Annotated in this window: 2 protein-coding genes; both read right to left on the minus strand. The window is 74.3% G+C overall.

Translation table 11 applies throughout. The annotated features are described in order from the left end of the window. Positions 1-17: 17 nt before the first annotated feature. The gene (locus EBN88_RS12355; protein WP_158621362.1) at positions 18-11,057 is read right to left on the minus strand and encodes a type I polyketide synthase; all 11,040 of its coding nucleotides are present in this window, start codon (positions 11,055-11,057) and stop codon (positions 18-20) included. A gap of 32 nt (positions 11,058-11,089) precedes the next feature. Further along, positions 11,090-16,325: type I polyketide synthase (locus EBN88_RS31755; protein WP_325052745.1), on the minus strand; the 5,236-nt coding region annotated here is incomplete at its 5' end.

A 16,325-nucleotide genomic window follows, 5' to 3' on the forward strand; every position in this document is an offset into this window, starting at 1 on the left:
GGGCGCGGGTTCGGCCGTCACTGGTCCCTCCCGAGTTCCTGGTTGATGAAGTCGAAGATCTCGTCGTCGGTGGCGGCTTCGAGCCGCTCGGTGGCGTCGTCGTCCTCGTCCGGTGCGGCCGGCACCGCGCCGCGTGCGGCGGCGAGGGCGGCGATCCGGTCGAGGAACTCACGCAGCCGGTCGGTGGCCTGTGGCCGGTCCCAGTAGTCCGCCGCCGTGGCGAAGAGGGAGTTCTCCAGCCGCTCCAACTCGGCCAGCGGGTCGTCGGAGACCGCGTCGGCCGCGCCGCCGAGGGCGCCGCGCAGATGGTCGGCGAGGGCGGCGGCGGTCGGGTGGTCGAAGACGACGGTGGCGGCGAGGGCGAGTCCGGTCGCGGCCTTGAGCCGGTTGCGCAGTTCGACTGCGGTCAGCGAGTCGAAGCCGAGATCGCGGAAGGCGCGCTCGGCGTCGACGGAGCTGCCGGAGGCGTGGCCGAGCGCTGCGGCTGCCTCGGTTCGCACCAGGTCGAGCAGCAGGGCGCGTTGCTCGGCCGGGGGGCGCCCGGCGAGGCGGGCCGCCCACGAACCGCTGTCCGCCGCCGGCGCGTTGGTGACCTCGCGGGCGGCGAGCGCGGCGACATCGGGCAGGTCGGAGAGGAGTGGGCTGGGGCGGTGGAGTGTGAACGCGGGCAGGAAGCGGTCCCAGGCCACGTCGGCGACGACGAGGTTCGTCTCGTCGTCGGTGACGGCGTGTTCCAGCGCGGTGATGGCCGGTTCGGGGTCCATCACGATGACGCCTCCGCGCGCCAGTTGGGCGGCGCGCTCCTCGTCGAGCATTCCGCCCCCTCCACCCCAGGCGCCCCAGGCCACGGAGGTGGCGCGACCGCCCGCCGCGCGGCGGGCCTGGGCGAGGGCGTCGAGGTAGGCGTTGCCCGCCGAGTAGGCGGCCTGCCCGCCGCTGCCCCACACCGCCGAGATCGAGGAGAACAGCACGAACGCGTCCACCGCGTCGGGTTCGAGGAGCGCGTCGAGATGGCGGGCGCCGGCGACCTTCGCGGCGAGCGCCTCGGCGATGCCCTCGGCGGTGAGGTGCGGGAACGGCGTGTGCTCGGCGGCTCCGGCGGCATGGAAGACGGACCGCACGGGGTCGCCCGCCGCCGTCAGGCCCTTGAGGAGTTCCTCGACCGCCGACCGGTCGGTGATGTCGCACGCGATCAGGCTCACCCGGGCGCCCAGGGCGTCGAGTTCGTCCGCGAGCGCGCCGGCGCCGGGCGCGGCGGGGCCGGCGCGTCCGACCAGGACGACGTGTTCGGCGCCGCCGCGCGCCGCCCAGCGGGCGACCTGTGCGCCGATCGCGCCGGTGCCGCCGGTGATGAGCACCGTCCCCTGCGGCTTCCAGGGGGTGGCGGGCTGTTCGGGGCGCGGGCCGCGGCTCAGCCTCCGCACGAGTATCCCGGACTCGCGGATCGCGAGTTCGTCCTCGCCGTGCTCCGCCGCCTCCCCGACGACGCCGAGCAACCGGTCCACGGCCCGGGCCGACGGGGCGGCCGGCAGATCCACCAGGCCGCCCCAGCGGTCGGGGAGTTCGAGGACCGCCGTCCGGCCCAGGCCCCACACCAGGGACTGCGCGGTGGTGGTGAGCGGGTCGCCGGCTCCGACGGAGACGGCGCCGGAGGTCAGGCACCACAGCGGGGCGCTGTGGCCGAGGTCGCCGAGCGCCTGGGCCAGCAGGACCGTGTCCACGGCGCCGACCGTGAGCACGGGGTGGTCGGGGTGTTCGCGGTCGTCGAGCGGGGTGAGGGCCAGCACGCCGTGCGGCTTCTCCTCGCCGAGTGCCTCGCCGATCAGCCGGGCCAGGGCGGCGCGGTCGCCGTTGGCGCGGGCCGTGGCGACGACGCGCACGTCGGCGCCGCCGGCGGCCAGTTCGGTGGTGACGGCGGCCGCCCAGGCGGCGGCCGCCGGGTGTTCCGGCGCGGCGAGGAGCCAGCGTCCGGCCGGCCGCACCGCCGCGCGGTCCGGGATCGCGCGCCAGGTGACGCGGTAGCGGCGGCTGTTCAGCTCCGCGTGCTCCCGGTGCCGCCTGCGCCAGGCGGCGAGCGCGGGAACGACGGACCCCAGTTCGTCGTCGTCGCCGAGGTCGAGGGTGCCGGCCACGGTGGCGAGATCGCCGTCGTCGACGGCGCGCCAGAAGTCGGCCGTGCCGTCGGCGGTCGGGGCGTCGGCCGGCGCGGGGGCGGCCGGGACGGGCCAGTACCGCTCGTGCTCGAAGGCGTAGGTGGGGAGGTCGACGGGGTGTGCGGGGGTGGCGGCGAAGACGGCCTGCCAGTCGACGGGCACGCCGTTGACGTGGAGTTCGGCCGCCGACAGCAGCAGCCGGTCCAACCCACCCTCCTCACGCCGCAACGAGCCGGTCACCACCAGCTCCCGACCCACCGCCTCGGCCGTCTCCTCCAGCCCCACGCTGAGCACCGGATGCGGGCTGGACTCCACAAACACCCGGAACCCATCGGCCAGAAGCGCCCGAACGGTCTCCTCGAAGCGAACCGTCCCACGCAGATTGGTGTACCAGTACCCGGCATCGAGTGCGCTGGTGTCGATCGGGCCACCCGTCACCGTCGAGTAGAACGGGACCTTCGACGACCTCGGCTCGATCGGCGCCAACAGCCTGGCCAACTCCCCCTCGATCGCCTCCACATGAGCCGAGTGCGAGGCATAGTCCACCGGAACCCGACGGACCCGCACACCCTCCTCCCGCAAGGTGGCGAACAGAGCATCCAACGCGGCCCCGTCACCGGAGACCACCGTCGAGGACGGCCCGTTGACCGCCGCCACCGACAACCCCTCACCCCACTCACCAAACCGCCCCTCCACCACCTCGGCCGGCAACGCCACCGACACCATCCCCCCACCCCGACCCGCCAGCGCCAGAATCGCCTGACTCCGCAACGCCACCACCCGCGCAGCGTCCGGCAACGACAACGCACCCGCCACACACGCCGCGGCGATCTCACCCTGCGAATGACCCACCACCGCAGCCGGCACCACACCCCACGACTCCCACACCGCAGCCAACGACACCATCACCGCGAACAACACCGGCTGCACCACATCCACCCGATCCAGATCCGGGCAACCCTCCACCCCCCGCACCACGCCCACCAACGACCAACCCGTCAACGGGTCCAACACCCCAGCACACTCACCAAACCGCTCGGCGAACACCGGCGAGGAATCCAACAACTCCACCGCCATCCCCACCCACTGACCACCCTGACCAGGAAAAACAAACACCGGACGGGAGGCGGTGCCGGCCGCTCCGACGGCGGTGCGGGCGGCGGTCTCGCCCCGGGCGAGGGCCGCGAGGCCGGTCAGCAGTTCCTCGCGGTCGGCGCCGAGGACCACGGCGCGGTGCTCGTGGGTGGCGCGGGTGACGGCGAGGGCCAGGCCGACGTCGTGGTGGGGCCGTTCCCGGACGGCGGGCGAGGCGAGGAGCCGTCGGGCCTGGGCGCGCAACGCGGTCGCCGAGCGGGCCGAGAGCAGCCAGGGCACGACCGGCGCGGTCGGCTCCGCGTCGGGGGCCTGCGGCTCGGGCTCCGGGTACTGCTCGACGACCACATGCGCGTTGGTGCCGCTGACCCCGAACGCGGAGACCGCCGCCCGCCGGGGACGCCCGTTCTCCGGCTCGGGCCAGGGCCGTTCCTCGGTCGCCACGTCCACCCGGCCGCTGTCCCAGTCGACCTCCTGCGTCAGCCGGTCGACGTGGAGGGTCCTGGGCACGATGCCGTGCCGGAGCGCCATCACCGTCTTGATGAGCCCGGCGACGCCGGCGGCGGCCTGGGTGTGGCCGATGTTCGACTTCAACGAGCCGATCCACAGGGGGTGTTCGCCGTCCCGGTCGCGGCCGTAGGTGGCGAGCAGCGCCTGGGCCTCGATCGGGTCGCCGAGCCTCGTTCCCGTTCCGTGCGCCTCGACGACGTCGACCTCGGCGGGGCTGACACCGGCGTTGGCGAGGGCCTGCCGGATGACGCGCTGCTGGGAGGGGCCGTTCGGCGCGGACAGCCCGTTGCTCGCGCCGTCCTGGTTCACCGCGCTGCCCCGCACCACGGCGAGCACGCGGTGCCCGTTGCGCCGCGCGTCGGAGAGCCGTTCGACGACGACCATGCCGACGCCCTCGGCCCAGGCCGTTCCGTCGGCGGTGTCGGCGAACGCCTTGCAGCGCCCGTCGGGCGACAGCCCGCGCTGGCGGCTGAACTCGACGAAGAGATCCGGAGTTGACAGCACGGCGACGCCGCCGACGAGGGCCAGTTCGCACTCGCCGCCGCGCAGCGCCTGCCCGGCGAGGTGCAGCGCGACCAGCGAAGAGGAGCACGCCGTGTCGACGGTGACGGCGGGCCCCTCAAGGCCGAAGGTGTAGGCGAGGCGGCCGGACAGCACGCTGCCGGTGCTGCCGGTGAGGAGATAGCCCTCGTAGTTGTCGTGGGCGCGGGCGAGGAGCGAGGAGTACGTCTGGCCGCTGGCGCCGACGAACACGCCGGTGCGGGAGCCGCGCAGCGCGGCCGGGTCGAGGCCGGCGCGCTCCAGCGCCTCCCAGGACGTCTCCAGCAACAGCCGCTGCTGAGGGTCCATGGCGACGGCCTCGCGCGGGGAGATCCCGAAGAACGCCGCGTCGAACCCGGCGACGTCGTGCAGGAAGCCGCCGTGGCGGGCGTAGGTGGTGCCCTGCCGGTCCGGGTCGGGGTCGTAGAGGCCGGCCGGGTCCCAGCCCCGGTCGGCGGGGAAGCCCGACATGCAGTCGGTGCCGGAGCGGACCAACTCCCACAGGTCTTCGGGCGAGTTGACGCCGCCGGGGAAGTGGCAGGCGATGCCGACGACGGCGAGGGGCTCCTGGCTGTCGCCGGTCACGGCGGGCGCGGGGGCGGCCGCGCCGGGGAGTTCCCCGGCGAGGTCGGCGAGGATGCGGGCCGCGAGCGCGTGGGGCGTCGGGTGGTCGAAGACGAGGGTGGCGGGCAGCCGGGTGCCGGCCTCGGCGTTGAGCCGGTTGCGGAGTTCGACGGCGGTCAGCGAGTCGAAGCCCATCTCCTGGAAGGCGCGGCCCTCCTCGACGGCGTCCGGCGAGCCGTGTCCGAGGACAGCGGACGCCTGGGCGCACACCAGGTCGAGGACGATCCGCCGCTGTTCGTCCTCGCCGAGGCCGTGCAGGCGGCGGCGCAGCCCGTCGGCCTGGGTGTCCGTTCCCTCCCGGGCGCGTGGCGCGGCCGTCCGCACCAGGCCACGCAGGACGGGCGGCACGGCCGCGCCGCGTCGACGCATCGCGGCCAGGTCGAGGCGGGCCGGCACGAGGGTGGGGGCGCCGTGCGACAGCGCCGCGTCGAACAGGGCCAGGCCGTCCGCTTCGGTCAGCGGCACCAGGCCGCCGCCCTCCATGCGCCGCCGGTCGACGTCCCCGAGGGACGCGGTCATGCCGCCGGGCTGCCCCCACAGCCCCCACGCCATGGACACGGCGGGCAGCCCGAGGGCCCTGCGGTGTTCGGCGAGAGCGTCGAGGAACGTGTTGGCGGCGCAGTACCCGGCCTGTCCTGCCGCGCCGAAAGTGGCGGCGGCGGACGCGAACACGACGAAGAACGACAGGTCGAGCCCGAGGGTCAACTCGTGGAGGTGCCAGGCCGCGTCGACCTTGGGGCGGAGCACGGTGTCGACCCGCTCGGGGGTGAGGGAGGTGACGATCCCGTCGTCGAGCACCCCGGCCGCGTGGACCACGCCCCGGAGCGCGGAGGTCAGGGGAAGGGTGTCGAGCAGCGAGGCGAGCGCCGCGCGGTCCGACACGTCGCAGGCGACCACGTCGGCCTGCGCCCCCAACGCGGTGAGTTCCTCCCGGAGTCGCGCGATGCCGGGGGTGCGGCCGCCCCGGCGTCCGGCGAGGATCAGGTGACGCACGCCGTGTCGGGTGACGAGGTGTCGGGCGATCAGGCCGCCGAGGGCGCCGCCGGCGCCGGTGACGAGAACGGCTCCGCCGGCGGCGGTCTCCGGGCCCACCGCCTCGGGCACGGTGAGGACGACCTTGCCGACGTGCCGGGCCTGGCTGAGGAAGCGGAACGCCTCGCCGGCCGACCGCGCGTCCCACGCCGTCACCGGCAGCCGACGCAGCGCCCCGCTCTCGAAGAGGTCGACCAGTGCCGCCAGCATCTCGGCGATGCGGTCCGGGCCGGCCTCCAGCATGTCGAACGCCCGGTAGGAGACGCCCGGGTGGGCCGCCGCGATCTCCTCGGGCCGTCGGATGTCGGTCTTGCCCATCTCCAGGAACCGCCCGCCACCCGACAACAGCGCGGCGGAGGCGTCGACGTACTCGCCGGCGAGGGAGTTCAGCACGACGTCCACGCCGCGACCAGCGGTGACCTCGGCGAAGCGCTGACCGAAGTCGAGGGTGCGGGAGTTGGCGAGGCGCTCGTCGGCGACGCCGAGGAAGCGCACCGTGTCCCACTTGCCGGGGCTCGCCGTCGCGTAGACCTCGGCGCCCAGGTGCCGGGCCAGTTGCACGGCGGCCATGCCCACGCCGCCGGCCGCCGCGTGGACGAGGACCGACTCGCCGGCGCGGAGGCCCGCGAGGTCCACCAGGCCGTAGTACGCCGTCAGGAAGACGACGGGCACGGCCGCCGCCTCGGTGAACGACCAGCCCTCGGGGACGCGGGCGAGCAGCCTGCGGTCGGTGACGGCGACGGGGCCGAGAACGCCGTAGAACAGGCCCATGACGCGGTCGCCGGGGGCGAGCCCGGAGACGCCGGGGCCCACCTCCAGGACCACGCCCGCGCCCTCGGCGCCGACGCGGGCCTCGCCCGGGTACATGCCGAGGGCGATGAGGACGTCCCTGAAGTTCAGGCCGCCCGCGCGCATTCCGACCCTGACCTCACCCTCGGCCAGCGGCCGTTGGGCGTCGGGGAAGGGCGCCAGGGCCAGGTTCCCTTCGAGGGTGCCCCGGCCGAGGGTCTCCAGGCGCCAGGGCTGGCCCTCCGGAAGGTCGAGTCCCGCCGAGGCGCGCGCGAGCCTCGGCACCAGGGCGTCGCCGCCGCGCAGCGCCCACTCGGTCTCGTCGCCGCCGGCGAGGAGCGGCAACCGGGCCCAGGCGTCGGCCGGTTCGTCGACGTCGACCAGGACGAACCGGCCCGGGTTCTCCGCCTCAGCCGAGCGCACCAGCCCCCGGACCGCCGCGTGCGCCGGGTCGGTGACCTGCTCGCCGGGGCGGGCGGCGACGGCCCGCCGGGTCAGCAGCACGAGGCGCGCCGTGGCGAAGCGCTCGTCGGCGATCCAGGTCTGCGCGAGGCGCAGGGCGCGGTGGGTGGCGTCGTGGGCCAGTTCGGGCAGGCGGTCGCCGGTGGCGGCGGGGCCCAGGCTCGGGACGACGAGGAGGTCCGGCAGCGGGGCCCCGGCGTCCACGGCGGCGGCGAGGTCGTCGAGGTCGGCGTAGCGGGCGACGGCACCGGCGGCCTCCGGGGCGTCGTCCGCCGCCAACAGGGCCCAGGTCGGCGGGTGTTCGACGGGCGGCAGCGAGCGTTCCACCCACTCGACGCGGAAGAGCGCGTCCGGGGCGCGCCGGCCGTCGGCGCGCAGCCGTTCGGCGGTCACGGGCCGGAGCACGAGCGCCTCGGCGCCGGCGACGAGCTGCCCGGAGGCGTCGGCCACGGTCAGGGCCAGGCTGTCGTCCCCGGTGCGGACGAGGTGAACGCGGAGCGACGAGGCGCCCCAGGCGCGGATCTCGACGCCGCTCCACGCGAAGGGCAGCCGCCCCGAGGCGTCCTCCGCCTCCGCGTCGAGCAGCCCGCCCGCCCCGACGGCGTGCAGGGCCGCGTCGAGGAGCGCGGGGTGCAGCGCGAAGGCCGCCGCGTCACCGCTCGCCTCGGCGGGCAACTCGACCTCGGCGAACACCTCGTCGCCGCGCCGCCACACGTCCCTCAGACCCCGGAACGTCGACCCGTAGGCGAAGCCCGCCTCGGCGAAACGGTCATAGGTGTCGGCCGCGTCGACGGGCACGGCGCCGGCGGGCGGCCAGGCGCCCGTGACCTCGCCGGAGTCGGGCGCGGTCCCGGCGGCGGTGAGAACGCCCGTCGAGTGCTGCTGCCAGTCGGTCCCGGCCTCCGCCTCGGACGGCTCCGGGCGCGAGTGGATCGAAACGGCGCGCCGTCCGGACTCGTCCTGGTGCCCCACGACGACCTGAAGCTGAAGGGCGCCCTGCTCGGGCAGGACGAGCGGGTGATGCAGGGTGAGTTCCTCGACGGTGGAGGCCCCGACCTGGTCCCCCGCCCACACGGCCAGTTCCAGGAACGCCGTCCCCGGCAACAACACCGAGTCCAGAACGGTGTGATCGACCAGCCAGGGGTGCGAACGCCGCGACAACCTGCCGGTCAACACCAACCCGTCGCCCTCGGCCAGATGCACCACCGCACCGAGCAGCGGATGCGCGGCACTGCCCAGCCCGGCGGCCAGGGCATCACCCGTGGCGGCGGACTGCTCAAGCCAGTAGCGGTCACGCTGGAAGGCGTAGGTGGGCAGGTCCACGGTCCGGGCGCCGGAACCCTCGTAGAGCGCCGGCCAGTTGACGCCCGCGCCCGTCGTCCACAGGGTGGCCAGTGCCTTCACCGCCGTCGCGGGCTCCTCGCGGTTGCGCCGCAACATCGGGACGCAGCCCGGGACCAGGGAGGACAGGGCCGCGTCGGGGCCAACCTCGACGAAACGCGAAACGCCCAGCTCGGTGGCGGCCTGGACGCCGTCGTGGAAGCGGACCGCTTCGCGGACGTGCCGCACCCAGTACTCGGGGTTGGTCACGTCCGAGACCATCGGGACGGCCGGCTCGTTGAAGGTGACGCTCGCGAGGACCTGGCGGAAGTCGTCCAGCATCGGGTCCATGAGGGAGGAGTGGAAGGCGTGGCTGACCTTCAGCCGCTTGACCTTCTTCCCCTCGGCCTCGAAGCGGGCGGCGATCTCCAGCACGGCCGTCTCTTCGCCCGAAATGACCACGGCCTCGGGGCCGTTGACGGCCGCGACGGAGACCTCCTCGGACAGCAGCCCGACCACCTCGGCCTCGGGCACGCCCAGGGCGACCATCGCGCCGCCGGGCGGCAGCTGGCCCATCAGCCGGCCCCGCGCTGCCACGATCCTGGCGGCGTCCTCCAGCGACCACACCCCCGCCACATGCGCGGCGGCCAACTCGCCGATGGAGTGACCGATCAGCGCATCGGGGGTCAGGCCCCAGGACTCCAACAGCCGGAACAGCGCCACCTCACACGCGAAGATCGCCGGCTGCGCCCACGCCGTGTCGTTCAGGGTCTCCGCCGGGCCCTCGAACATCACCTGCCGCAACGGCCCCTCGAAAGCTGCACACACCTCATCCAGGGCAGCGGCGAAGGCCGGGTAGGCGGCGGCCAACTCCCGCCCCATCCCCACCCGTTGCGAGCCCTGACCCGAGAAGACAAAGCCCGTGCCACCCGCGACCACAGCGCCCCGGGCGACCTCGCGGCCCTCCACCAGCACCGCCCGATGCTCGAACGCCGAACGCGTCGCGGCCAACGACCACCCCACATCCACCGGGTCCAGCCCGTCGGTGGCCTCCGCCAACCGCTCCAACTGCCCGTCCAGCGCCTCCGGCGACCGCCCGGAGACCACCCACGGCACCACCGGCAACGCCGACGGCGCCGGCAACTCCTCCTCCGCCGGCGCCTCCTCCACAATCACATGCGCGTTGGTGCCACTCGCCCCGAACGCCGACACCCCGGCCCGCCGAACCCACCCCTCCCCCGGGGCCCAATCCCGCGACTCCCGCAACAGCTCCACCGCACCCGAACCCCAGTCCACCTGCGGCGACGGCTCATCCACATGCAACGTTCGAGGAAGAACCCCCTCCCGCAGCGCCATCACCATCTTGATCACGCCACCGACGCCGGCGGCGGCCTGGGTGTGCCCGATGTTGGACTTCAACGACCCCAACCACAGCGGCCGTTCCGCCTCCCGCCCCTGCCCATAGGTCGCCAGCAACGCCTGGGCCTCGATCGGGTCGCCCAGCTTCGTCCCCGTCCCATGCGCCTCCACCGCGTCCACATCCGAGGCCGACAACCCCGCACTCTCCAACGCCGCCCGAATCACCCGCTGCTGCGAGGGCCCGTTCGGCGCCGTCAACCCGTTGCTCGCACCGTCCTGATTGACCGCGCTCCCCCGCACCACCGCCAACACCCGATGCCCCAACCGCCGGGCATCCGACAGCCGTTCCACCACCAACACGCCCACACCCTCGGCCCACCCCGTCCCGTCGGCGTCCGCCGAGAACGCCCGGCACCGACCGTCGGGAGAGAGACCACGCTGCCGACTGAACTCCAGGAACTCCCCGGGGGCCGACATCACGGACACGGCCCCGACCAGCGCCTTGTCGCACTCCCCGGCGCGCAGCGCCTGCGCCGCGAGGTGCAGCGCGACCAGCGACGACGAGCAGGCGGTGTCGAGGGTCACCGCAGGGCCCTCAAGACCGAACGTGTAGGAGATCCGGCCGGAGAGGAAGCTCGCGATGTTGCCGGTGAGGAGGTAGCCCTCGTATCCCTGGGGCGCCTCGTGGAGGGCCAGGTAGTCCTGGTTGGTGAAGCCGGCGAAGACGCCGGTGCGTGTCTCGCGCAGGGCGTGCGGGTCGATGCCGGCCCGTTCCACCGCCTCCCAGCAGGTCTCCAGGAGGAGCCGCTGCTGGGGGTCCATCGCGAGCGCCTCGCGCGGGGAGATCCCGAAGAACGCCGCGTCGAACTCGGCCGCGTCGTACAGGAATCCGCCCTCCCGGGCATAACTCCTGCCCGGCCTGTCCGGGTCCGGGTCATAGAGCCCGTCCAGGTCCCAGCCCCGGTCCGTGGGGAACTCCGAGATGGCGTCGGTGCCCTCGGCCACCAACCGCCACAGGTCCTCCGGCGAGCGGACGCCCCCCGGATAGCGGCAGGCCATGCCGACGATCGCGATGGGCTCACTGCCCTCCAACGCCTTGACGCGGCGCCGGAGTTGTTCGTTCTCCTTCACCGAATTGCGCAGTGCGGCGACGATGTCTTCGGTCGATGCAGCCACTTGTTCGGCCCCTTCGCAGTGCCGTGGAGGTTCTAGTCCTGGCGGGACGCGATCCTGACGAGTTCTTCGATGTCCATGGCGTCGACCTCTGCCTCAAGGTCCTCGCCGTCGTGCGGGTCGGTCGCGCGGGTGTCGCCCGGGGCGGCCGACTCCTCTGGCGTCTGTGCGGCGGCCAGCGCGCGGAGTTGGTCGAGCAGGCCCACCTCGCGGAGCCGGCCCAGCGGAATGACGCTGATCAGCTCCCTGACGGAGGTCTCGTCCTCGCTGGCGTCCGCCGGGTGCGGGTGGCCGTTGCCGGCCGTCGCCGCCCCGGGCAGGAGCTGGGCGCGCAGATGGTCCGCGAGCTTGGCGGGCGTCGGGAAGTCGAAGACCAGCGTGGCGGGCAGGGCGAGCCCGGTGGCCGTCTTCAGGCGGTTGCGCAGTTCGACGGCGGTCAGCGAGTCGAACCCGATCTCCCTGAGGGCGCGTTCGGCCCTGATGCCCGCGCCCGAGGCGTGCCCGAGGACCGCCGCCACCTCCGAGGTGACCAGGTCCAGAACCCGCTTGCGCTGCTGCGCGGGCGGGAGTTCGGCGAGCGTGGCGGCCAGTTGGGGCCGCTGCTCCGGTGTGTCCGGTGCGGTGGTGTCCTCGCGCAGGTCGCGCGCCTCGGGAAGGTCGCCCAGGAAGGCGCTGGCGCGGCGCAGGGTGAACGCGGGCAGGAAGAGTTTCCAGTCCATGGCCGCGACGGTCAGCGTGGCGCGGCGCTCGGCGACGGCCTGTGCCACGGCCGTGACCGCGAGGTCGGGGTCCATGGTGAGGACGCCGCTGCGGTCGAGTTGGCGGCGCTTGTCGTCGGCGAGCATCCCTCCGCTGCCCCATGAGCCCCAGGCGACGGAGGTGGCGGGCCGGCCCCGGTCGCGCCGCCGGTGGGCGAGCGCGTCGAGGTAGGCGTTGCCGGCGGCGTACGATCCCTGCTCGCCACTGCCCCAGACGCCGGCGACGGAGGAGAACAGCACGAACGCCTCCAGGTGGGCGTCGTCGACCAGTTCGTCGAGGTGCCGGGCGCCGATCACCTTGGTGGCGAGGGCGGCGGCGAAGTCGCCGGGGGTGGTGGCGGTGAGCGGGACATAGTCGACGGCGCCCGCCGTGTGCATGACGCCACGCACCGGCCCATGGGTCTCGGCCTCGCGGATCAGCGCGGCCACCTGGTCCCGGTCGGTCACGTCGCAGGCGGCGACCGTCACGCCGGCGCCCAGAGCCTCCAGTTCGGCGGCGAGTTCGGGGGCGCCCGGCGCGTCAGGCCCGCTGCGGCTGGCCAGCACCAGGTGGTCGGCGCCCGCACCCGCCGCCCACCTGGCCATCCGGGCGCCGAGCGAGCCGGTGCCGCCGGTGATGAGCACGGTCCCGCTGGGCCGCCAGGTCGGCGTGGCGGTGTCGTACCGTTCCGCGCGGGCGAGGCGGCGGGCGAGGAGGCCGGACGGGCGGACGGCGATCTGGTCCTCGCCCGTCGCTCCGGAGAGGGCGAGCAGCAGCCGGTCGACGGCCGCCGGGGTCGGCTCGGCCGGCAGGTCCACCAGGCCGCCCCAGCGCTGGGGTTGCTCCAGCGCCGCGACATAGCCGAGACCCCAGACCAGTGCGCCGTCCGGGTCGATGGTGCCTCCGTCGCCGGCCGCTACGGCGAGCCGGGTGGCGCTCCAGAGGGGCGCCTCGACGTCGAGGTCGGCGAGGGCCTGGACGAGGCTCAGGGTCGCGGTGACTCCCGTGGTCGCTCCGGGGTGTTCGGGGTCGGGGGCGGTGTCGAGGGAGAGCAGGGAGACGATGCCGGCGACGGGTGTGGTGGTCGCCTGGCGCAGCGCCTCGGCCAGGCCCGCCCGGTCGCCGGGCGGCGAGGTCAGGACGAGGTGGTGGACGTCGGCCCCGCATTCGGTGAGGCCGTCCAGGACGGCCGTCACCCAGGCGTCGTCCTGGTCGGCGGCGCCGCACACCAGCCAACGGCCCGTGGGGCGGGCCTGGTTGGGGGAGGTGACGGGCTGCCAGCCGGTGCGGTAGCGCCAGCCGTCGAGTCGGCCCTGGTCCTGCCGGCGGCGGCGCCACGCGGCGAGGGCGGGCAGCACCGCGCCGAGCGGCTCCACCAGCGCCTCGTCCGCGACGGACGCGGCCAGCGCCTCGGGGGCGCCGTTCTCCACGGCGCGCCAGAAGTCGTCGTCGACCGGATCGCCGGCGGCGACCTGGTTCCCCTCCGGCTCGGGTCGGGTGGTCAGCCAGTAGCGCTCGTGCTGGAAGGCGTAGGTGGGGAGGGTGACGCGGGGCTCGGGGGCGTCGCCGAGGACGGCGCGCCAGTCGACGGCGACGCCCCGGACATACAGTTCCGCCGCCGAGTTGAGCACGCGCCGAAGCCCGCCGTCGTTCCTGCGGAGCGTTCCGATGCCGGCCACCTCGACGCCGGCGTCCTCGGCGGTCTCCTGGAGTCCCACGCTGAGCACCGGATGCGGGCTGGACTCCACAAACACCCGGAACCCGTCGGCCAGAAGCGCCCGAACGGTCTCCTCGAAGCGAACCGTCCCACGCAGATTGGTGTACCAGTACCCGGCATCGAGTGCGCTGGTGTCGATCGGGCCACCCGTCACCGTCGAGTAGAACGGGACCTTCGACGACCTCGGCTCGATCGGCGCGAGCAGCCTGGCCAACTCCCCCTCGATCGCCTCCACATGAGCCGAGTGCGAGGCATAGTCCACCGGAACCCGACGGACCCGCACACCCTCACCCGAGAGGTTGAAGAGCATGGCCTCCAGGTCGTCCTCGTCGCCGGAGACCACCGTCGAGGACGGCCCGTTGACCGCCGCCACCGACAACCCCTCACCCCACTCACCAAACCGCCCCTCCACCACCTCGGCCGGCAACGCCACCGACGCCATCCCCCCACGACCCGCCAGCGCCAGAATCGCCTGACTGCGCAACGCCACCACCCGCGCAGCGTCCGGCAACGACAACGCACCCGCCACACACGCCGCGGCGATCTCACCCTGCGAATGACCCACCACCGCGGCCGGCACCACACCCCACGACTCCCACACCGCGGCCAACGACACCATCACCGCGAACAACACCGGCTGCACCACATCCACCCGATCCAGATCCGGGCAACCCTCCACCCCCCGCACCACATCCACCAACGACCAACCCGTCAACGGGTCCAACACCCCAGCACACTCACCAAACCGCTCGGCGAACACCGGCGAGGAATCCAACAACTCCACCGCCATCCCCACCCACTGACCACCCTGACCAGGGAACACGAAGACGGGTCGACGGGACTCCGCCACGTCGGCGGTGCCGAGGACGACGTCCGGGTGGGGCTCGCCGTGCGCGATGGCCGCCGTGCCGCCGAGCAGTCCGGCGCGGTCGGCGCCGAGGACCACGGCGCGGTACTCGAAGGCGGTGCGGGTCTCCAGCAGCGCCCGGGCGACGGCCCGGATCGGTGCCTCGCCCACCGTGGCGCCCAGCCGTTGCGCCTGGGCGCGCAGGCCGGACTCGGTCCGCGCGGAGATCAGCCAGGGCACGATGCCGCCGGCGCTCCCCGCCCCGTCGGCGTCGGCCGCCGGCACGTCGGGAACGTCCGCGACATCGGGAACGTCGGGCTGGTCGGTCGGCGCCTCGACGATGACGTGCGCGTTGGTGCCGCTGATCCCGAAGGAGGAGACCGCCGCCCGCCGGGGACGCCCGTTCTCCGGCTCCGGCCAGGGCCGTGCCTCGGTCAGCAGCCGGACCGTCCCGGAGGACCAGTCCACCTGCGGGGTCGGCTCGTCGGCGTGCAGGGTCCTGGGCAGCGCCTCGTTCCGCAGCGCCATCACCGTCTTGATGACCCCGCCCACGCCGGCGGCGGCCTGCGTGTGGCCGATGTTCGACTTCAACGACCCCAACCACAGCGGCCGTTCCGCGTCCCGCTCCCGGCCGTAGGTCGCCATCAACGCCTGCGCCTCGATCGGGTCGCCGAGCCTCGTTCCCGTTCCGTGCGCCTCCACCAGGTCCACGTCAGCGGGGGTGAGCCCGCCGACGGACAGGGCGCGGCGGATGACGCGCTGCTGCGACGGGCCGTTCGGCGCGGTCAGCCCGTTGCTCGCGCCGTCCTGGTTGACCGCGCTGCCCCGCACCACGGCGAGCACCGGGTGCCCGTTGCGCCGCGCGTCGGAGAGCCGCTCCACGAGCAGGACGCCCACGCCCTCGCCCCAGCCGGTGCCGTCCGCGTCGGCGGAGAACGCCTTGCAGCGCCCGTCGGGCGACAGCCCGCGCTGGCGGCTGAACTCGACGAAGGTGCCCGGCGTTGACATCACGGTGGCGCCCCCGGCCAGCGCCATGTCGCACTCGCCCGACCGCAGCGCCTGCGCCGCCAGGTGCAGCGCGACCAGCGACGACGAACACGCCGTGTCCACCGTCACCGCAGGACCCTCAAGTCCGAGGGTGTAGGCGATGCGCCCGGAGAAGACGCTGCCGGTGTTGCCCGTCAACAGCACGCCCTCAAGCTGCTCCGGCATCCGCTCCAGGGGCGGCGCGTAGTCGTGGTACATGTTCCCGGCGAAGACGCCGACGTTCGCGCCGCGCAGCGTCCCCGGATCGATGCCGGCGGTCTCGACGGCCTCCCAGGACGTCTCCAGCAACAGCCGCTGCTGGGGGTCCATCGCCAGCGCCTCGCGCGGGGAGATCCCGAAGAACGCCGCGTCGAACTCGGCCGCCTCGTACAGGAATCCGCCCTCCCGGGTGTAGGAGGTGCCCTGCCGGTCGGGGTCCGGGTCGTAGAGGCCCTCAAGGTCCCAGCCCCGGTCCGTGGGGAACTCCGAGATGGCGTCCGCACCGTCGGCGACCAGCCGCCAGAGGTCCTCGGGCGAGCGGACGCCGCCCGGGTAGCGGCAGGCCATGCCGACGATGGCGATGGGCTCCTCGCCGTCCACGGGTCCCGCCGCCCGCGTCGACACGGCCTCGGAGGCGCCCAGCGCCTCGGCCTCCAGGAAGGCGGCGAGCGCGGCGGGCGTGGGGTAGTCGAAGAGGAGCGTCGCCGGCAGCCGCAGCCCGGTCGCCGCGTTCAACCCGTTGCGCAGCTCCACGGCGGCCAGCGAGTCGAAGCCGATCGCCTTGAACGGCCGGCTCGGGTCGATCGCCTGCGAGGGGGCGTGCCCGAGCACCAACGCGGCCTGCTCACCGATGAGTCGCATCACCACCCGCTCGCGCTCCTCGGCGCCGAGGCCGGCGATGCGGTCGTGCAGCGCGCCGCCCCGCTCCGCCGCCGAAGCGGCG

The sequence above is a fragment of the Streptomyces triticirhizae genome (genome assembly GCF_003696235.1).
GTDB classification, from domain to species: domain Bacteria; phylum Actinomycetota; class Actinomycetes; order Streptomycetales; family Streptomycetaceae; genus Streptomyces; species Streptomyces triticirhizae.